Genomic DNA, 19,107 nt, shown 5'->3' with positions numbered 1-19,107 from the left:
TCCGATAATACCCCTCTCCTCAAATAAGGTTTTCCCGGTTGTTCCACGGAATATATCAGGGTAGTTAGTATGTTTCAGAGGGTTCCAGAAGTATAAATAAGAAGCGATGAATGATCCAATCAACAGACAGAAGACGGTCTTTCAAAAGGCTCCTGAGACAAAACAGACCCTTTTTTACGCTGAAAGTGAAATAGTACGTTATTAATTACAGGAGGAGCCGCCATGATCTCTGTTCTCTATGTTGATGATGAGCGATCACTCCTGGACATTGGAAAGTTGTTCCTTGAAAAGAGGGGGGATATGCAGGTGGAGACACTCACCTCTGCAACTGAGGCGCTGCAGGTGATCAGAGAGCATCCCTTTGATGCGATCATATCAGACTATCAGATGCCTGATATGGATGGCCTCTCCTTTCTCAAAGAACTACGAAAACAGGATAAACAGGTTCCGTTCGTCCTCTTCACCGGCCGGGGACGGGAGGAGGTGGTGATCGAGGCACTGAACTGCGGAGCGGACTTCTATCTTCAGAAAGGAGGGAATGCTACCCCGCAGTTCGCAGAACTGCGTAATATGCTCCAGACTGCGATCACCCGACGAAAGGATAATGAGAAGATCACCCGGTACAATCGTGCTCTCAGAATGATTCTGGCCTGCAACCAGATCATCGTCCGAACCACCGATGAACAGGAACTGTTGCACCAGATCTGCGAGACCCTGGTAAACCTCGGAGGATACCGGTTCTCATGGGTCGGTTCCGTCGAAGGTGACGAGAAGATCATACACCCCCTGGCTTACGCCGGATTTGAGGACGGATACCTCTCAGCCGGGACCATCTCCTGGCGGGAGACTGCCGATGGTGATGGGCATACCAGAACAGCGATCAGGACCAGAACCCCGGCTGTAGCCAGAAACCTTCAGACCAACTTCAATGCGGCCTGGCGAAAAGAAGCTGCTGCCCGGGGATATGCCTCCTCAATAGCGATCCCAATGATCGATGACGAATTCGTCTGGGGGGTTCTGAAGGTCTATGCGATCGAGACCGATGCATTCGACCCAGAAGAGGTGGACCTCCTGACGGGTTTGGCACGGGATATGGCACATGGGATCTTCTCCCTCAGAACAGAGAGAGAGCGCAGAACAACACGGAAAGCCCTGGAGATCAGTGAGGCCCGGTACCGGGCGATCATCGAAGATCAGACCGACATGGTCGCAAGGTTCACCCCGGACGGTCTCCTGACTTTTGTGAACACCTCGTTCATCACGTCCTGCAACAGGTTCCGGGAGGACCTGATCGGTGCGGACCTCTATCACCTGCTCGCCCCTGAGGAGCGGGAGACAGTCAGATCCAGGATTATAGCCCTGACAGCAGATGAACCGCTCATCGCCCTCGAAGCTCATCTCCCGACTCCGCAAGGCATCAAAGCAGTCCACTGGGTCTGCAGAGCGATCACCGACCGGAACCGGACTGTGGTTGAGTTTCAGATTGTGGGCAGGGAGATCGACAACAATCTCACCAGGTCACCAGAGAATCCCAGTGCAAATTGAGGGTAATCTGCTCTTATGCTCGGTTTTTTATCCGATCATGACGAATTGATTTATATACCAACCAGGTAGGGATCACTGTAGATTCTTTCATCTTGTTTCTAAGATCGACAGTTCAGGATGTTGATCATACACCTGTTCAGGCGATCTCCAAGACAGGTCACTACAGTACCATCATCTACCAGATCAACAGAGAGGATGATGACAATGGCAGATAATCAAGATCAACGTGAACTTTGTACTGAACCGGAGAAACAGGAGAACTGCAGCGGGGACTGCGGGAGCTGCCCGAGTGCCAGCGAACATGGAGCGCAGGGTGCACCATCTCATCTCCCGGAGAAGGCGAAGATCGATGTCAAACATGTGATCCTGGTGCTGAGCGGAAAGGGTGGTGTTGGCAAGTCCACAGTGGCAGTGAATCTCGCGTACGCACTCTCAAACCACGGCTTTAATGTAGGTCTTCTCGACCTGGACCTGCATGGACCGAGCGTAGCAAAGATGCTCGGAATCGAAGACTACAAACTGCAGGTGATCGGGAATCTGATCGAGCCGGCACGGATCACCGGTTCACTGAGTGCACTCTCGATGGCATTCCTGCTCCCGGACACCAGTACTCCCGTGATCTGGCGTGGACCGATGAAGATGAGTGTGATCAGCCAGTTCTTAAACGAAGTGAACTGGGGGCAGCTGGATTACCTGGTCGTGGACCTGCCGCCGGGCACCGGGGACGAGGCGCTGACGATCGCTCAGCTGGCACCGAATGTTCGGGGCGCTGTGATCGTGACGACGCCACAGGAGGTCGCGATCCTCGACTCACGCAAGACGATCAAGTTCATCGAGAAACTCGATCTCCCGGTGCTCGGGATCGTCGAGAATATGAGCGGGCTGATCTGTCCGCACTGCAAGACCGAGATCGACGTTTTTGGCAAAGGAGGAGGAGAGAAAGCCGCAAAAGAGTTCAGTGTTCCGTTCCTCGGCAGTATCCCGCTCGACCTGGCCATGCGGGAGGCCGGCGACGAGGGGAGACCCTATGTGCTTCGCCACAGCGACAGCCCGACCTGGAAGGCGGTCGACAGCGTGATGGAAGAACTGGTCAAGCGAGTTGAGAACTGAATGGAGTTCATGCGGGTGCTGCAGGGCACTGGCGAGGAGATGGAGATCTACAAGGAGATCGTCATCTGTTTAGAGGACCTCAACCAGTTGCCTGACAGAGTCGAACCAATCGTCCGTTCAGCCCAACTCTTCAATGAGCCAGAGCTCGAACAACTCAGGTTTGCCCTGGTCCGGGTTCAGATCTATACAGATATCCATAGCACCCAGGATATGGAGAAGGCACAGCGAATCAGGTACGCGGCTCAGGTGCTTGAGCGGGTCATCTTCGGCAGTCTCCTCCTCGAGGTGACCGAACGATCGGCAGAGTGAAGGACAGGGAGGCTGCCGGCGGCCACCCAACCCGGGTAATCCTCACCGCTTTTTTATAATGTCAGGCACTGCCTGTGCAACGTTCAAGGGAACCGGATACCAAGGATTCCTCCCCTATATCATGCAATTTTAAGGCAGAAGACGGATAGGTACAATCGGGTCGCACCGGCGCGTCAACCGATCAAAAACGTGAACATGAGAGTTGGGTAGAACCTGAATAATTCGGCATTGGAGAGGGTTTATTCTTTTATACGATACATGATCTGATATGGCGAGTACAACTCCCACGGTCAGTGTCATTCTCCCTACCTATAACAGAGCACACCTGCTCCCCACGGCTATCGAGAGTGTACTGAACCAGACATACAGGGACCTGGAACTGATCGTGGTTGATGATGGATCGAAGGACTCCACAGAGGAGGTGATCAGGACCATCACCGACGAACGGCTCAGATATATCAGGTACGAGCCGAACCAGGGAGCTAACCACGCCAGGAATGTGGGTATCCAGGCTGCCCGCGGACCGTTCATCGCCTTCCAGGACAGCGACGACGACTGGTTCCCTGACAAACTCGAGAAAAATATGAAACTCTTTGAGATGGTGGGCCCGGAGGTGGGCGTCGTCTACTCAGGCTACTGGAAGCATATGGGCAACAACCAGAAGATGTACATCCCGTTCACCTGGGTGAAACAGAGGGACGGAGACGTTCACCATGAACTGATGCGTGGCAACTTTGTGACAACGCAGGCAGCCGTGGTTAGAAAAGAGTGCTTTGAAAAGTCCGGACTCTGGATGGAGGGGCTGCCAGCTAAGCAGGAGTGGGAACTGTTCCTGCGGATCAGCAAGGATTACAAGTTTGCGTATATTGATGAACCGCTGCTCAACTCCAACTTCACTGAGACCGGCATCTCCAATACCAACACCAGTGTCTACCGCGGGATGGAGATGGTACTCAATAAGCACTATGACGAGTTCAAGATGTTCCCGGCCCTGCTCGCCGAGCATTACATCAGGCTTGGGATCCAGTTCGCCTCGGTCGGAGAGTTTGCAAAGGGCAGAACCTACCTGAAGAAGGGGGCCGCCCTGAACCGCGGCAACCTGAAGTATCAGGGTGTCGCCCTCCTCTCTCTCTTCGGCGAGACAATCTTCAACCGAATGATCAGTGCATACCAGGCACGCGATAAGGAGATCGATAACTGAACCCTATGGCCCATAAGAAAGAGATGAATGAGAACAGGCCGCTGCCCGATTCAGAAGGTGGACAAAAGGTCAGCGAACAGGCAGCGGTACTCGTGCCGGACGAACAGGAGCGGACAGCGATCCAGTCGTTCCTGGCAGCCGACGCTGTCCCCACAGCCCTGCAGAACCTGATCGAACAGTATATCGTCAGAAAGATCGATAAGGACTGGCATGACCCGGTGATCCTCGACCGGATCAGGCGGGCGATCGTTACACAGAAGATCCGGTACTGGAACGAGAAGGCAAAAAAACCGATCACCTACAAGGGCGGGTACAGTGTGATCGCTTATCTCGCCTACCAGTTCCCGGTCTACTACCTGCAGTTTGCCAGCATCTTCTCTGAACTGGCAGCAGCCGGACTGTTGAAGAAGGAGATGGTGATCGTCGATGCAGGATCCGGGCCAGGAGTAGTCCCGCTCGCGGTCATCGACCTGATGAAGCGTTTGCACGGATGTCACGCCACGATCCATGCCATCGAACAGTCTGAAGAGCACCGGGAAGCCTACCGCTATCTGGTCGAAGGCTACGGGAAAGAAGTTCCTGCCGTCACCCTGACTCCACCGATGAATAAGGACATCACAAAGGTGAAGCCGGAGGATCTGCCGGTGTCGATCGATCTGCTGGTCTTCTCAAACGTCTTGAACGAGTTGCACGAGAGCAGCATCCAGGACCGGGCAGACCTGATCAGGAGATGGACCTCGCGGCTTGCACCCGATGGAATTATTCTGTTGATCGAACCCGCAGAACGGGTGGCCTCCTCTGCGCTCAGAAAGACCACGCAGATGCTGGCAGCAGCCGGACTCACCGTCTACAGCCCCTGCCCGGACCTCTGGAGGAGCCGGTGCAGCTGCCAGGACTGCTGGACCTTTGAAGAGCGGCGCTCGATCCGACCGACCCATCTGATGGAGGTGCTGGCTGACGATCCGGAAGGGTACCGGTACCTGAACACGGACATCAAGTTCTCCTCTGCGATCATAAGAATGGATAAAAAAACCAGGACTCGCTTTGAGCCCCTCTCTGAAAAGAAATATGCACGCTTCTCTCATCTCGCCAGCCACGAGAACCACCGGGTCTCGTGTGCGGCCATGAAGATGTCGGCTGATCTCGGCGATCCGAAGAATCATGTCTTCCTTCTCTGCGACGGCACCTCACCAGTGCCGGTCTTTGCAGTCCTCCCTGCGTACCACGAGACTGAAGAGAACAGGGCGATTCGAACCTGCGGATATGGAGAGGGAATGGTTCTGCAGGGGGTCCTGGTCCGGCAGAACAGAAAGACCGGGGCCTACAACCTGCTGATCAGTAAACAGTCCCGGGCCATTCCATTCCAGCAGGACCTGGAGAACTGATCCCGGATCTCCAGGTCAGACAGAATTTTTATCATTCCGGGTTCAGATCCGATCCTTATGCCGGCGGATCATCTCTTCATAAAAATTTCAAGAGTTTTCGCGAGGCAACCATTGACCTTCATCAGATCTCGGTGGTGATCGGACAGAGTGCTACCAACAAATCCAACTGGATCCAGGTGATCCGGCTGCTGCGGGACATCGCGGTCGGGTTCGCCCTCCCCCCGACCAGCACCTACATCCCATTCCACCCACAGGAGGAAACCCGGCCGGCACCTATTCCTTCTCCCTGCTCTGTTCAGGGGACGAATACATCATCGCTGATGACCGCATGATCCTCGAGATCCCGATGCTTGGAGGAAGTGATCCAGATGCCCGTGAGACAGGAACGATCCTCCACCAGAAGGATCGGGTCGAGTACACCTTCGACCTGCCGACCGATGCCGGGATGATCAATGAAGAGGTGATTATCCAGAGAATAGAAGCCAGCATCTGGACGCCGGCTCTCTCCTCCTCAAGAGCAACGTGTATCCGATGTCCGACATTACGACATTCTTTTCAGATTTCGCCATCTACCACCTTGACACCCGCCGCTGAAACTGAGGGCCATAGATGGCCTGACCACCGACCTTGACGAGGGCGGAGCAAGCATGGCTGCAATGCTGGACATGATCCTGGCCATGCCGGCGACAGAGAAACGTTTTATGACCCTGGTGCAGGACCTGCTACCCTTCATCGAAGCAGTGACCGTCAGCCAGTCACCGGATCAGGCTCTGCAGGTGGTGGAGATCCCCGCCTCGTCCCTCTCCGATGGCACGATCACCCTGCTGGTGCTGATCGCGACCCTCTACTTCACCAACCACCCACTGAGGGTCTTCAAGGACCCGGGGACCCCGGTGCACCCGAACCTGAATCCACGGAAGGTGATCATCGTGATCAAAGAGATCGAAGGATGGTACCTGGCAGGTATCGACGGCGATCAGCAACAGACCTTCGGTCTGACCCCGTTCACTCCACAGACGACCTGACCAAGGAGGCATTCAACGCCCGGATCCCGGGGCAGTTCACCTCCCGGATAGAATTTATGATCGCACTGCTGGAGAGTTTTTCGATCAGGACTGCCAGTATCCAGAACCGTTTCTTCGCGTTCTTTACCAGGGCATATCAGATCCAGGAGGCCACGGATCGAAACGAACCCCAGTCATTTCAGGCAGCGACGTCACAGGATCGGGAGAACCGACAATCTGACCGGGATAGAAACGCTTATCATTGTCATTCACATTACACTTTTCCGTTTCAGAGTATCAAGTGGGAACCTGTTATGGATCCAGCAGGGAACCATCAGGAAACATTTAATTCCGTGTCGACCACGAAAAGACAGGCCGGAGAGGATCCAATCATCCGGCCTTCTGATAGATGATATCCAGAAGGAGATATATCCAGAGGGAGAGTTACGATGGAAATGTACATTTGCACAATCTGTGGCCATACCTATGACCCAGCAGTCGGAGAAGAGAAGCAGAACATCACCCCGGGCATTGCCTTTGAAGATCTCCCCGAGGACTGGACATGCCCGGTCTGCGGTGCAGGCAAGGCAATGTTCCGGAAGGCCTGATACGATCATGACTGCGAATGAGATCGTACCTGGTGTCCACGCTGTCGGGACCGTCGACTGGGATCGCCGGCTCTTCGACGAACTGGTCCCCCTCCCACATGGCACCAGTTACAATGCGTACCTGGTCCAGGGGAGTGAAAAGGTCGCTCTGATTGATGCATCCGACCCGGAGATGGAACTGCCGTTCATCACCAACCTGATGAAGGGTGGGGTTGGGCATATCGACTATGTGGTGGTCAATCATGCCGAGCAGGACCATTCCGGACTGCTCCCCCTGGTCCTTGAACTCTATTCTGATGCGAAGGTGGTGACCAATGCGACCTGCAAGGACCTGCTCAAAAGTTTCCTCGGGATCGAAGACGAGAAGATCATCGTCATCAAGGACGGTGAGACTCTCTCCCTCGGCGATAAGACCCTTGAGTTTCTGATCACCCCCTGGGTCCACTGGCCCGACACGATGCTGACGTACCTGCGGGAGGACAAAATTCTCTTCTCATGCGACCTCTTCGGGGCCCACATGGCAACCAGCGATCTGTTCATGAGTGACGCCCGAGAGTGGTACACGCACGCAAAGCGGTATTATGCAGAGATCATGATGCCGTTCCGCAACAGCATCAAAGGCTACCTGGAACGATTGAAGGCTTATCCGATCGCGATCATCTGCCCGAGCCACGGTCCCATCCATGACCGACCGGAGACGGTGCTGGAGGCCTATGCGGACTGGACCTCGGACGAGGTGAAGAACACCGTCGTGATCCCGTACATCTCGATGCACGGATCGACCAAGGCGATGGTCGACTTTCTGGTCAGGGCTCTGACCGAGCGGGGTGTAGGAGTAAAACAGTTCCAGCTCTCCCTGACCGATACCGGAGACCTGGCGATGGCACTCGTCGACGCGGCCACGATCGTGATCGCGACCCCGACGGTCCTCTTCGGCCCGCATCCCAAGGTGGTATACGCAGCCTATCTGGCCAACATCCTCAAGCCCAAGACCCGGTTCGTCTCGGTGATCACCTCGTATGGGTGGGGTGGGAAGACCGTCGACACCCTGGTCGGGATGCTGAACCATCTGAAGGTCGAGGTGCTCGAGCCGGTGACCGTGAAAGGGTATCCGACCGAGGAGACCCAGAAGGATCTGACCAGGCTCGCCGACGAAATTTTTAAGAAGCATAAGGAGAGTATAGGAGTCCTGTAAGGAGTGTGATAAAAATGACTGAGATGCTTCAGGTCTATCGATGTGAGAAGTGCGGCAACATCGTAAAGGTTGTTCGGGGTGGTGAAGGTGATCTGGTCTGCTGCGGCCAGCCGATGCTTCTCGAACCGGAGAAGATGACAGACCAGGGCAACGAAAAGCACGTGCCTGTAATTGAGAAGACGGCGAACGGAATCCTGGTAAAGGTCGGGGCCGTAGCGCACCCGATGCTCCCTGAGCATCACATCGAATGGATCGAGGTCCGATACCAGAACAAACTCTACATCAAGAGACTCAATGCCGGGGATAAACCAGAGGCAGAGTTCTGCATCCCTGATATCAACGTCAAGGCACGTGAGTACTGCAGCGTGCACGGGCTCTGGACCAACAGGGCCTGAACGCCCGACCCTCGCTTTTTTTACTTTTTCTTCTCTGCGACCCGCTTGAGCACGTCAGCGTAGGTGGCTGCAAGGGTATGCCAGTCGAACCGCTCTGCAACGGCACGATGCTGCTCTGCATCTCCGGGGTCTTTGAGCAGGGACTGCACCGCCGTGATGAAACCCTGCTGATCATCGTAGTAGGTGATCTCGGTCGGCAACAACTGCTCGAGCGCCTCGGTCCTGCTGGAGAGGACCGGTATCCCACAGGAGAGGTAGTTGAAGACCTTACCGCCGACGGTATACTCGTTCATCTTCATCGGCTTTCGGGGGTTGAGGCCGATGTCCATCGCAGAGAGGTAGCCGCTCAGTTCGGCATACGGAACGGATCCCATGAACTGGACCCGCTCGGTGACCCCGAGATCTGCTGCGAGGTGCTGGATCGTCTCCCCATAATCGGTGAAGAGACCGGGGCCAACGATCATCAGCGTCACGTCCGGCAGCGACGGCAGTGCCTTCACCACAGTCTCCAGATCGATCCAGTATTCCAGCGAACCGAGGTACCCAATCACGGGACCTGAAAACCCGAGGTTCTGTTTGGCCACCTCTTTGGGGACCGGATGAAGCAGGGTGGTGTCGACACCGTTCGGGATCACCGTGACGTCCTTCACCCCAAGGGTCTGCAGGTACTGTTTGAAGACCTCGGTGACGGTGATCACAGCCCGCGCCCGCTTCAGGTTGAAGTGGCTGAGAACAGCCACACCGGTGCGGACGACCGTGCCAACGAAGGAGTCCGGATAGTAGATCGCAGCAGACTCCTCTAGATGGTCAAGATAGTCAAAGACCACCGGGACGCCGGCAAAGTTCGCGACCAGCGAGGGGAGGATGTTGCTCGAGAGGATCAGGTCGATCTTCTCCCGCTTCACCACCTCCCGAATCTTCTTCAGGTGGGCCGGGCCGTTGAGCAGATAATGGGAGGAGAGGCCGGCAGGTGAGAAGGCGTCCCCATCCACCAGTGTGCACCGGGTGGTCCGGGCGGGGAGACCGTCGAACTGTTTGAGGTGAAAGTTCAGCACATAGATCGCATGCTCTTCTGCAAGGATATCAAAGATGAAGTTGAGCCTGTTCGGGACAGGGTGCCGTAGCCAGTCGGTGGTCGGAATGACGAGGATCTTCATAAATACTCCTGATCACGGAGGATATGATGGTAACACCGTGACCAATCTGCCGGTATCTGTATACAGTGATGGAGGTGTGGTCGGTAAATGGTTTCGCAGGATCCATAGGGAACACCGGGGTTATATCTGCGAAGAGGACGAATAATTTCAGTATCTGGAGCTATCATGATCACTCTCGTTCTAGGCACCAGGCCTGAGATCATCAAATTCTCCCCTGTGATCCGGGCTGCTGAAGCAGCAACGATCGACTATTGCGTGATTCACACCGGTCAGCACTACTCATTTGAGATGGATCAGGTCTTCTTCGCCGAGCTGGACCTGCCGGCGCCAACCTTCAACCTGGATGTCGGTTCGGGCACCCATGCGGTTCAGACCGGGGCCATCATGGCAGGAGTCGAGCGGGTTCTGATGGAAAAGAACTGTAGCGAGGTGCTGGTGCAGGGGGATACCAACACCGTCCTCGCCGGGGCGCTGGCAGCCAAAAAACTCCAGATCAGGGTCGGCCATGTCGAGGCCGGCCTCAGATCCTTCGACCGGACGATGCCCGAGGAGATCAACCGGGTGGTCGCCGACCATATCGCCGATCACCTCTTCGCCCCGACGGAGACATCCCGGAGCAACCTGCTTGCAGAAGGGATCGCTGACGATACGATCACGGTCACCGGCAATACGATCGTGGACGCGTTGTACCAGAACAGGGAGATCGCAGAGGAGAAGTGCTCCACCCTGCAGGCGATGGGACTGGAGAGCAGGGACTATCTGCTGGCAACGTTCCACCGCGCAGAGAACGTGGACAACCAGGTACGCCTGGCCGGCGTGCTGGAAGGGCTGGCCAGGGTCCATGCCGACACCGGGCTTCCGGTGATCGTGCCGGTCCATCCGAGGACTGCGAAGATGATCGATCAGTTCAACCTCGATCCGAAGGGCGTCACACTGGTCCCGCCGCAGGGATTTTTAGAGTTTCTGCAGCTCGAGGCCGAGGCCGCCCTGGTGCTGACGGACTCAGGGGGCGTACAGGAGGAGACCTGCATCTTAAAGGTCCCCTGCGTAACCCTGCGGGAGAACACCGAGCGGCCAGAGACGATCACTGTCGGTGCCAACCTGCTGGCCGGCACCGACCCGGCGAGGATCGAGCAGGCAGCCGCCATGATGCTTGGGCGTACCCGGGACTGGGTCAACCCGTTCGGAGATGGGAAGGCAGGGGAACGAATCCTGCAGGTCTGCACAGCCGAACTGGAGAGATGAGGTGGCCCTCTGATTCAGGTTCAGTCGATCGTAGAAAGGAGATCCTTCATCCCTGCAGCAGTCCGCTCGATTGAGAAAGACTCTTCAATACTTGTGCGTGCCGCCACAGCAATCTCTCCACGAGCTGGATCCGATAGTGCTGAGAGCAAACCCGCTATGATACCAGTTGCAGAGATCTCCTTCAGCAGATAACCATTCAGCCCATCGTTGATCACCGCAGGTATCGCACCGACGCTTGAGGCGAGTACCGGAGTGCCACAGGCCATCGCCTCTAACATCACATTCGGAAGGCCCTCGGTCGCTGAAGGGAGGACCAGCAGGGCCATCTGGTTCAAGTATTGCGGAAGGTCGACGGAATCGACCCAGCCCGGGAGGGAGACAGTGTTCTCAAGATGGTGTTCCCCGATATACGCTCTGACCGCCCCGATGCATGGCCCGTCTCCGATCAACAGGAATCTAAGATCGTCCCGTTTCAGGTGTACCTCCCCAATAGCCTCGAGCAGGGAGAGGATCCCCTTCTCCTCACTGAACCGGCCCACGAACCCGATGACCGGCCCACGAAGGGAGAACGGAACCTCAACGCTGAAACGGGTGGTGTCGACGATGTGCTCATGGGCGATCCTGATCTTCCCCTGATAGGCACGAAGCCCCCATTCATCGATCAGGTCAGCCGAGTAGAGGACGAGTACATTGGTAAGAGAATAACAGATGTGCTGAAGCCGGAGGATCAGACCGGAGAGTGCATACTGTTGGTACTGCGTCATCCGCTCCATTGAGGAAGGGAGCATCCAGACAGTCTTCTTTCCAAGAAGCCTGGCGACGATGAGCGGAATGATCGGCCCTGTCTGCATGAAGAAGAAGAAGCGATCGGTCTCTCGTGAGAGCAGGAGCATCCGGAGTCCGATACGGAACTGGAGCATGAGAAAGGAGACCTGGTGAAGAACCTGAGATCTGGTCCATCGATTATACTGGATCAGGTAACGTAGATTATTAGCACTGTCTCCAAGCTCGGGCATCTCCTCGTAGCCGACGATCCCGGTCACGGTGAACCCTGCCAAACGGAGCGTCCGCTCAAGGTTCCGGAGAGGGGTTGAAAAAGCCTTAATGACTGGAAACGAGATCATACAGATTCGCACGTCAGATAGCACCACAGTATTATTTGTTCCTGGATCGAGATCCTCATATTGATCGGCTTGCAGGCCTATTAGTGAATTCCGATCTGAGGATCAAGACATATGGCACCCATACAGATCCAGAAAAAAATAGTCACCCTTCGTGTGAGGAGAGAGGAGAGAACATGTCCCCACGCTGCTCGGTGATCCAGGGACAGGTCTTCTCGGCTCACGACCTCTGCCTCCATGACGAGTGCAGCACACGGCTCCGCGAAGTGGAGGCCGGGATTCCCCGGGGTGTGGTGACGCACGACCCGGTGATGGCCACAGAGGCCGACCTCCTGACGGTTCACGATTACCATTATGTCAGGAGGATCAGGTCGCTCTGCTGTGATGGCGGCGTATATTACCTCGACCCCTCCACCTACCTGACCGCAGAATCGTTCACCGTCGCTTCATTCGCAGCAGGATCCGCCATCGATGCTGCTCAAAGGGCACTGGACGGGGAGCATTGTTTCGCCCTGGTCAGGCCACCCGGACACCATGCAGAACCCGACAGGGGGATGGGATTCTGCCTCTTCAACAACGCAGCGATCGCTGCGACCCATCTGCAGAGAGAAGGGATGCGAGTCGCGATCGTGGACTGGGATCTGCATCATGGCAACGGAACCCAGAAGATCTTCTACAGTTCAGATCAGGTCCTCTACTGTTCTATTCATCAGCAGAACACATTCCCCCGCACAGGCTGGGTCGATGAGATCGGCACCGGAGCCGGCAAGGGATTCACCCTGAACGCCCCCCTCCAACCCGGCGCGACCATCACCGATTACCGACTGGTCCTGGAAGAGATATTTGGTGCTGCGATCAAGCGGTTCAGACCGGACCTGGTGATCGTCTCTGCAGGGCAGGATCCGCTCGGCGACGATCCCAAAAGCGGGATGCTCCTTCGCCCCCAGGACTTCGGGACGATGGCCGGGATCCTCGCGGGGACGGTGGAGACCCCGCTCGCCCTGGTGCTGGAAGGGGGGTATGGCCCGTCCCACCACCTGGCGATCGCCGAGGTGCTCAAAACACTGCAGGGAAAGAGCAGGGTGCGTGAAGAGGGAGAGGTCAGCGCCGCCCCGCTCAGGTCTACAAGGGAGATTGTATCGTTGTTGAAGCGACTGATCTGACCGATCACCGGGAGCGCCGGACCCGATCCGGGTTCTGATGGGTGACCTCAAACCCGGGGATCACCACGCGCACCACCGGGATGTCGGTCTTCTGCAGGTCACAGACACAGATCCGCTCGGCATGCCCCTCGACCGCGCCGCAGAGCGCTCTGACATCGTCATCGAGATACTCGGTGGAGAGATCGGGAACGTCAGCGATGGAGACCGAACCAGCTGGAGCGAACCATTCGTGGTTGATCCGCTTCATACGGTCGTATCCTGCCCTCCGGATCAGCGCATCCCGTTCAGGTTCGTTGTCGCGATAGTAAAGTCTGACCGCCCGTCCCTGTACAGCCTCGATCAGGGCGCGCTGAGCCGCGATCGAGGGGGAAGGATGAGTCGCTGCCCCCATCACCAGCAGGGTGGGATCCCGGGTCTGCTGATCGTCTGCCACTGCCGCGACCGTCGGCACCCCGGTCCTTCCATCGAGCAACCAGAGGGTGACAACGACCCCCGCCTCATCAAACTTATCCATCAGCGCCGCCGCTGCAGGGTCGTCATCGACCTGCAGTCGCCGGCCCATCGAGTGAGTCCGCTCGGCAACACTCAGCGCGTCCAGCTCGATCACCTCGCAGATACCTTCAACGATCGCCTCTTCAGGTACATTTCCTGCTGCGAGCCCCCAGGGGTCGCTCGGATAGAGTGCGGTCGTCATCCCCCGGGTGTCGTAGGGGTGAATCACAGCATTGGAGGGGACGACCACCTCCTCCCGACCGATCAGGTCCCAGCCATCAGACCAGTGGAGCGGCTCGCACATGTCGACGGTCCGCGGAAGAATCAGTTCCTCAGGGTCGACGGCCCTGGCGATACCGATCTGTTCGAGACTGCCGAATTGCAGAGGTTCATGTCGGTACTCTGCAGAATAGCGCTCAATTGCCTCCATCTTCAGCGCCACCTTCGCCTGCAGGAGGGTCTGGCCGGCATGGACCAGCATTACAATATCCCGGGCGCTCGCTCGCTCTGCGGCCACACAGGGGATCCCGAGCCGGTCGATATCGGTGATCTCCCTGATCGATTCGAGCCCGATCCCCTCCATCAGCGGCTGCACCCGCCGATCGGTCTCCTCTGGTGGGACTGCCCGGTGAGTTCCGGCATAGAATTCTTTTCGCTGGTGCAGGAGTTGATTCATCATCAATAGTCAGCATGCTCAAATTTTATATGTTCTCGTCGCAATGCTCCTCTATGGATCAGGATCAGATCGCTGTTGGGATGCAGGTGCGATACCCACGGACGGGTACCACCGGTGCAGTCATCTCGCTCGCCACGATCAAGGGGAACCTGTATGCCGAGGTTGAGTCTTCTCATCTCTTCTACCGGGTCGATCAACTGATCGCTGCAGAGGTAAAGGCGCAGACCGGCGAGGCGAAGAAGCAGGATTTCAGGACCTTGCTCGATAAGGAGCGGGCTGCCCTGACCCGGGTAGACGGCTCGCAGATTGATACCGACAACAGCTGCGAGGGTGGCGGATAGAACCTATCTGGTGATGAGCCGGAGGCGATGGACACGGCTCTCTGTCATCTCCGAAGATCAGCCAGAATTTTCAAGTTTTTTTGGATCACAAAAAAGAAGGAATACCGATCATCGATCTCTCTTCAATCTTCTATGGGGATCGTGGTCAATTTCACCGATTCAACCCCTTTCTGAGACATCAACCGTTCTGCAAGATCTTTGAGTTGTGCTCCATCTCCATGGACCAGGATCACCTCAAGACACCGATTATGCGAGACATGGGAGTGGAGCGAGGCCTGGATGATCCCCATGAAATCGTGCTGGATATCGGTCAGTGTCGGGAGGAGTCCCCGCTGATCATGATCATAGATCATCGTGATCACTCCCTGCCGGTCACCCTTCACATCCGACATCCACCGGTAATAGGTGATATAATTCCTGATCGCATCGCGGATCCCTTCTGACCGCGAGGAGTATCCCCGGATCGTGATGATCTCATCGAACTTATCAAGCAAGTTCTTCGGAAGTGATATTCCGATCCGTGAAAGTTCTGTTTCCATAGGCATATGGCACTACCTGACCAGACATCTGTCTGCGCTGTTATTTTGTTGGGTTTCAACGTATTAATAATTTTTAAAAAAGGACGCCATTTGTGTTACTCATAATGATCCAGATCCCTGGCAGGTTCTTGCACCGGCTGTTGAGAGGGTATGATCCAGATGCACCGTGCATGTATAAGTATCAGCATTATACATAGAATAAGGAGGTTCGAAGTTTTTGCCTGATGAAACAATACCCAGTGTCAACATAGGGGTCGTGGGACACGTCGACCATGGCAAGACCACCCTTGTCAATGCGCTGACCGGTACATGGACCGACCGGCACAGTGAAGAGATGAAACGAGGGATCTCGATTCGTCTTGGCTATGCAGATGCAACATTCTATAAATGCAGCGCCTGCGAAGGTTCCGACGCCTACACCACATCCCCAACCTGCCCGAACTGTGGCGGTCCTGCCACCCCGTTCCGTGCAGTCTCATTCGTGGACGCACCTGGCCACGAGACACTGATGGCCACGATGCTCTCAGGGTCAGCCCTGATGGATGGGGCCATGCTGGTCATCTCCGCCAATGAACACTGCCCGCAGCCACAGACCAAGGAGCACCTGATGGCGCTGGAACTGGTCGGGATCAAGAAGATCGTCATCGTCCAGAACAAGATCGATGTGGTGACGCAGAAGGACGCGCTGCAGCATTACCAGCAGATCAAGGACTTTATCAAGGGCACGATCGCCGAAGGAGCCCCAATCGTCCCAATCTCTGCACAGAAGAATATCAATATGGGAGCACTTGTCGAGGCGCTCGATCAGACGATTCCCATCCCAGAACGCGATCCTGCAGCTACACCCTTCATGCTGATCGCACGTTCGTTCGATATCAATAAGCCCGGAGGTTCCTGGAAGGATGTGAAAGGTGGGGTTATTGGTGGATCTCTGATCGCAGGCGTTCTCAAAGAGGGCGATGACATCGAGATCCGGCCGGGGCGCCAGGTCCAGGTCGAGAACAGAGTCCGCTGGGAACCCATCGAAACCAAGATCGTCTCGATCAATACCGGTTCGAAGAAGGTCATTGAAGCGACCCCTGGCGGACTGCTCGGGATCGCAACAAAACTTGACCCAGCCCTGACCAAGAGCGATACCCTCGCCGGCCAGGTGGCAGGTCTCGCCGGGTCACTTCCCCCCATCCGGGACAAACTGAAGTTCAAGGTGATGCTGATGGAGCGCGTGGTCGGCGCCACCAGCGAGTTGAAGATCGAACCGCTGAAGTTCAATGAACCGCTGATGCTCTCGGTGGGAACTGCAGTGACGGTCGGGGTCGTCTCCACCACCAAGAAGGAGGCGATCGAGGTGACCCTGAAGAGGCCGGTCTGTGTCGCAGCCGGAGAGCGGATCGCTATCAGCCGCCAGGTCGGTGCACGATGGCGACTGATCGGGATGGGGATTCTGCTCGAGTGAAGGTTCTGATCGATGCCAATGCACTGATGATGCCGGCCCAGTTCCGGGTCGATCTCTTCGGTGAGTTGACACGGCTGATCGGGGCGCACGAGCCGCTGGTGCTGGAGGATGTCGTCACTGAACTGCGCGGACTCTCCCTCTGCAGGGGAAAGAACGGGGCTGCTGCTCGATACGGGCTGGCGATGGCAGAACAGTGTACAATCGTCACCAGCACCTGCACAGCCCCTCAGGTGGATGATCGGATCATTGCGTATGCGTACGAACACCAGTGCCCTGTAGTCACCAACGACCGACGGATGCGCAGGTTGCTCTTGATCGAGGGCATCCCTGTTATTGGGATGAGAAAACAGAGAACTATGGAATTTATCAGGGGATAGAAGAAGCATGTATTACAAACTGTTGCTCGAAGACAAGGTGCGGGTCCCCCCCCACCGACTGGGTGAGGATCTGATCAAGGTGATCCTCGATGTGCTGCAGGAGCAGCTTGAGGGATCCATCGACAAGGAGATCGGGATCTTCATTGCAGTCACGAAGGTGATCGAGGTCGGCGAGGGCGAGATGGTTCCGGGCGACGGGGCCGTCTATTATGATGTGAAGTTCGAGGCGCTCGGACTCCGCCTCTCTCTGCAGGAGGTGCTCGAAGGAGTGGTCGTCGAGACCACGACCTTTGGTGCCTTCGTCAGTCTCGGACCGATCGATGCCATGCTCCATGTGAGCCAGATTTCAGACGAGTTCATCAACTATGATGAGAAGAACGCCCGCCTGATTTGCAAGGATTCAGGAAGATTCATCGGCGTCGGCGATCGGATCAGAGCGCGTGTCGTGACACTGAGTCTGAACGAACGTGAACCCCGAGATAGCAAGATCGGACTCACGATGCGGCAGGCTGGGCTGGGAACTGAACTCTGGCTTGAAGAGGAACTGAAACGCGAGAAGGAAGAGAACAAGGAAAAAGGGGGAGTAGAGCATGGCAGTGAGCACTAAGAAGCAGCTCCCCAAGGTCTGCAGAGAATGTCACCGGGTTGTCGATGGCGAGACCTGTGTGATCTGCAGCACCTCGAATCTCTCCACCGACTGGTCAGGATATCTGGTTGTGATCGATCCGATCAATTCAGAGGTGGCCAAAAAGGTCAACATCAACCTCCCCGGCCGATATGCGCTGAAGGTTCGCTGATGCTCAGGTTGCCGGACGAGCACCGGGCACTCTTTCGGAACCCGTTCGGAACGCTCTATCCTGAGTTCAGCATGGTCCTACCTCACCTCGCTGGAAGAGCGATCTACACGGTAGGGGACGTGGTCACGGCAAACATCCTTGCTGCAGGCATCCTCCCTGCGATCGCGATCATCGATGGATATACCCGCCGCCTTCCATGCCCCCCGGCGTTGCTCCATCAGGCCAGGCAGATCCTGGTGAAGAACCCGGCAGGAGCAATCACCGACGAACTGATCGCTGCCATCGGGGATGCGGCGGCGAATCCGCCGGCCCTGATCGTGGTGGAAGGTGAGGAAGACCTTGCTGTGCTCCCAGTGATTCTGGCGGTGCCAGATGGCGGCTTTCTCCTGTATGGGCAGCCTGGAGAAGGAGCGGTGCTCTGCACCGTCGATCAGCAGGCAAAAGAACGGGCCCGCGAGATGCTGGCCCTCTTCGAACAGGTCTGATCAGAAGAGCCCTATGTTTTAAATAAACTCGTTTCTAATAATTAGAGGATATCGATGGAATTTGAGATCACCAGTGATACACGGAATGAGTTGTTAGGCAGGAGAGAACTCCGGTTTATCCTCACCTATGACGGCGCAACCCCTTCACGCAAAGAGATCAGGGGCAAACTCTGTGCACTCAACAATATCAATGAAAACCTTGTGGTCCTGGACTCGCTTCGGACCGGATACGGAAGGATGCAGCTGGACGGTTTCATGCGCATCTATGATACTGAAGAGGGGAGACAGAGAACAGAACGGTCCTATCTCTTGAACAGAGGAGAACCCAAGAAGGAAGAAGAGGAGGCCTGATCATGGCAGACAAGCGAAGTGCATACTTCAAGGTCGAAGGATCAGGTGTGACACTGAACAAGCGCTACTGTCCCCGGTGTGGGGCTGGCGTGATCATGGCAGAGCACAAGGACCGCAGCGCATGCGGCAAGTGCGGCTATACTGAATTTAGAAAATAG

The 19,107-nt window shown here is 56.1% G+C and carries 25 protein-coding genes; 21 read left to right on the top strand and 4 right to left on the bottom strand.

Features of this window, described 5'->3' with window-relative positions:
* The first annotated feature begins 222 nt into the window (after positions 1–222).
* The 11 genes from MPAL_RS03145 to MPAL_RS03090 all read left to right on the top strand — a co-directional run bounded on the left by MPAL_RS03145 (position 223) and on the right by MPAL_RS03090 (position 8,752).
* On the top strand, positions 223–1,545 hold the full coding sequence (locus MPAL_RS03145) for a response regulator (protein ID WP_012617312.1): 1,323 nt from the start codon (positions 223–225) through the stop codon (positions 1,543–1,545).
* A 204-nt stretch (positions 1,546–1,749) separates the two neighbouring features.
* Entirely contained in the window at positions 1,750–2,655 is a 906-nt protein-coding gene (locus tag MPAL_RS03140) for an Mrp/NBP35 family ATP-binding protein (RefSeq protein ID WP_012617311.1), read from the top strand.
* Entirely contained in the window at positions 2,656–2,964 is a 309-nt protein-coding gene (locus tag MPAL_RS03135; protein WP_012617310.1) for a hypothetical protein, read from the top strand. It abuts the gene before it with no gap.
* Positions 2,965–3,232: 268 nt separating this feature from the next.
* Positions 3,233–4,165 carry a glycosyltransferase family 2 protein gene (locus MPAL_RS03130; protein WP_012617309.1) on the top strand — a complete coding sequence of 311 codons (933 nt, stop codon included), beginning with the start codon at positions 3,233–3,235 and terminating at the stop codon, positions 4,163–4,165.
* A 5-nt stretch (positions 4,166–4,170) separates the two neighbouring features.
* Positions 4,171–5,550 (top strand): small ribosomal subunit Rsm22 family protein, encoded by a 1,380-nt coding sequence (locus tag MPAL_RS03125; protein ID WP_012617308.1) that lies wholly within the window; start codon positions 4,171–4,173, stop codon positions 5,548–5,550.
* Positions 5,551–5,681: 131 nt separating this feature from the next.
* Positions 5,682–5,882, top strand: coding sequence for a hypothetical protein (locus tag MPAL_RS03120; protein ID WP_048145115.1), 201 nt, complete (start codon positions 5,682–5,684; stop codon positions 5,880–5,882).
* Positions 5,879–6,181, top strand: coding sequence for a hypothetical protein (locus tag MPAL_RS03115; protein ID WP_048145114.1), 303 nt, complete (start codon positions 5,879–5,881; stop codon positions 6,179–6,181). Before MPAL_RS03120 ends, MPAL_RS03115 begins: the two co-directional genes overlap by 4 nt.
* A gap of 16 nt (positions 6,182–6,197) precedes the next feature.
* Complete coding sequence (locus MPAL_RS03110) at positions 6,198–6,575, top strand: hypothetical protein (RefSeq protein ID WP_012617307.1); 378 nt, start codon at positions 6,198–6,200, stop codon at positions 6,573–6,575.
* Between the two features lie 428 nt (positions 6,576–7,003).
* A complete protein-coding gene (locus MPAL_RS03100) occupies positions 7,004–7,162 on the top strand; it encodes a rubredoxin (RefSeq protein WP_012617305.1) in 159 nt (52 codons plus the stop codon).
* Between the two features lie 7 nt (positions 7,163–7,169).
* The gene (locus MPAL_RS03095) at positions 7,170–8,357 is read left to right on the top strand and encodes an FprA family A-type flavoprotein (protein WP_012617304.1); all 1,188 of its coding nucleotides are present in this window, start codon (positions 7,170–7,172) and stop codon (positions 8,355–8,357) included.
* Between the two features lie 14 nt (positions 8,358–8,371).
* Positions 8,372–8,752, top strand: coding sequence for a desulfoferrodoxin (locus MPAL_RS03090; protein WP_012617303.1), 381 nt, complete (start codon positions 8,372–8,374; stop codon positions 8,750–8,752).
* Positions 8,753–8,772: 20 nt separating this feature from the next.
* On the opposite strand, the gene MPAL_RS03085 is transcribed toward MPAL_RS03090, so the two are convergent.
* Positions 8,773–9,909 carry a glycosyltransferase family protein gene (locus MPAL_RS03085; protein WP_012617302.1) on the bottom strand — a complete coding sequence of 379 codons (1,137 nt, stop codon included), beginning with the start codon at positions 9,907–9,909 and terminating at the stop codon, positions 8,773–8,775.
* 165 nt (positions 9,910–10,074) lie between these two features.
* Here MPAL_RS03085 and wecB point away from each other — a divergent pair, with 165 nt between their 5' ends.
* A complete protein-coding gene (wecB, locus tag MPAL_RS03080; RefSeq protein WP_012617301.1) occupies positions 10,075–11,154 on the top strand; it encodes a non-hydrolyzing UDP-N-acetylglucosamine 2-epimerase in 1,080 nt (359 codons plus the stop codon).
* A gap of 20 nt (positions 11,155–11,174) precedes the next feature.
* Here the strand turns inward: wecB and MPAL_RS03075 are convergent, their stop codons facing one another.
* On the bottom strand, positions 11,175–12,278 hold the full coding sequence (locus tag MPAL_RS03075; RefSeq protein WP_012617300.1) for a glycosyltransferase family 4 protein: 1,104 nt from the start codon (positions 12,276–12,278) through the stop codon (positions 11,175–11,177).
* 173 nt (positions 12,279–12,451) lie between these two features.
* Between MPAL_RS03075 and MPAL_RS03070 the strand changes: the two genes are divergently transcribed.
* Positions 12,452–13,438: a histone deacetylase family protein gene (locus tag MPAL_RS03070; RefSeq protein ID WP_012617299.1), complete on the top strand. Its 987-nt coding sequence runs from the start codon at positions 12,452–12,454 to the stop codon at positions 13,436–13,438.
* 4 nt (positions 13,439–13,442) lie between these two features.
* On the opposite strand, the gene MPAL_RS03065 is transcribed toward MPAL_RS03070, so the two are convergent.
* Complete coding sequence (locus tag MPAL_RS03065; protein WP_012617298.1) at positions 13,443–14,609, bottom strand: YcaO-like family protein; 1,167 nt, start codon at positions 14,607–14,609, stop codon at positions 13,443–13,445.
* Positions 14,610–14,659: 50 nt separating this feature from the next.
* On the opposite strand from MPAL_RS03065, the gene MPAL_RS03060 reads away from it, so the two are divergent.
* On the top strand, positions 14,660–14,947 hold the full coding sequence (locus tag MPAL_RS03060; RefSeq protein ID WP_012617297.1) for a DUF2098 domain-containing protein: 288 nt from the start codon (positions 14,660–14,662) through the stop codon (positions 14,945–14,947).
* Positions 14,948–15,069: 122 nt separating this feature from the next.
* On the opposite strand, the gene nikR is transcribed toward MPAL_RS03060, so the two are convergent.
* A complete protein-coding gene (nikR, locus tag MPAL_RS03055) occupies positions 15,070–15,492 on the bottom strand; it encodes a nickel-responsive transcriptional regulator NikR (RefSeq protein WP_012617296.1) in 423 nt (140 codons plus the stop codon).
* A 211-nt stretch (positions 15,493–15,703) separates the two neighbouring features.
* On the opposite strand from nikR, the gene MPAL_RS03050 reads away from it, so the two are divergent.
* The 7 genes from MPAL_RS03050 to MPAL_RS14965 are packed head-to-tail and all read left to right on the top strand — an operon-like array spanning position 15,704 to position 19,107.
* Positions 15,704–16,939: a translation initiation factor IF-2 subunit gamma gene (locus MPAL_RS03050; protein ID WP_012617295.1), complete on the top strand. Its 1,236-nt coding sequence runs from the start codon at positions 15,704–15,706 to the stop codon at positions 16,937–16,939.
* Complete coding sequence (locus tag MPAL_RS03045) at positions 16,936–17,316, top strand: PIN domain-containing protein (RefSeq protein WP_012617294.1); 381 nt, start codon at positions 16,936–16,938, stop codon at positions 17,314–17,316. Before MPAL_RS03050 ends, MPAL_RS03045 begins: the two co-directional genes overlap by 4 nt.
* Positions 17,317–17,323: 7 nt before the next feature.
* On the top strand, positions 17,324–17,923 hold the full coding sequence (locus MPAL_RS03040; protein WP_012617293.1) for a DNA-directed RNA polymerase: 600 nt from the start codon (positions 17,324–17,326) through the stop codon (positions 17,921–17,923).
* On the top strand, positions 17,907–18,113 hold the full coding sequence (gene spt4, locus MPAL_RS03035; protein ID WP_012617292.1) for a transcription elongation factor subunit Spt4: 207 nt from the start codon (positions 17,907–17,909) through the stop codon (positions 18,111–18,113). The genes MPAL_RS03040 and spt4 overlap by 17 nt, the downstream gene beginning before the upstream one ends.
* Positions 18,113–18,598 carry a GTP-dependent dephospho-CoA kinase family protein gene (locus MPAL_RS03030; RefSeq protein WP_012617291.1) on the top strand — a complete coding sequence of 162 codons (486 nt, stop codon included), beginning with the start codon at positions 18,113–18,115 and terminating at the stop codon, positions 18,596–18,598. The genes spt4 and MPAL_RS03030 overlap by 1 nt, the downstream gene beginning before the upstream one ends.
* A 54-nt stretch (positions 18,599–18,652) precedes the next feature.
* Positions 18,653–18,949 carry a 30S ribosomal protein S24e gene (locus MPAL_RS03025; protein ID WP_012617290.1) on the top strand — a complete coding sequence of 99 codons (297 nt, stop codon included), beginning with the start codon at positions 18,653–18,655 and terminating at the stop codon, positions 18,947–18,949.
* 2 nt (positions 18,950–18,951) lie between these two features.
* Positions 18,952–19,107, top strand: coding sequence for a 30S ribosomal protein S27ae (locus tag MPAL_RS14965; RefSeq protein WP_012617289.1), 156 nt, complete (start codon positions 18,952–18,954; stop codon positions 19,105–19,107).

The organism is Methanosphaerula palustris E1-9c (assembly GCF_000021965.1).
Lineage (GTDB): Archaea > Halobacteriota > Methanomicrobia > Methanomicrobiales > Methanospirillaceae > Methanosphaerula > Methanosphaerula palustris.
Note: the sequence above shows the minus strand (reverse complement) of the source record. Positions and strands in the feature narration are given on the sequence as shown.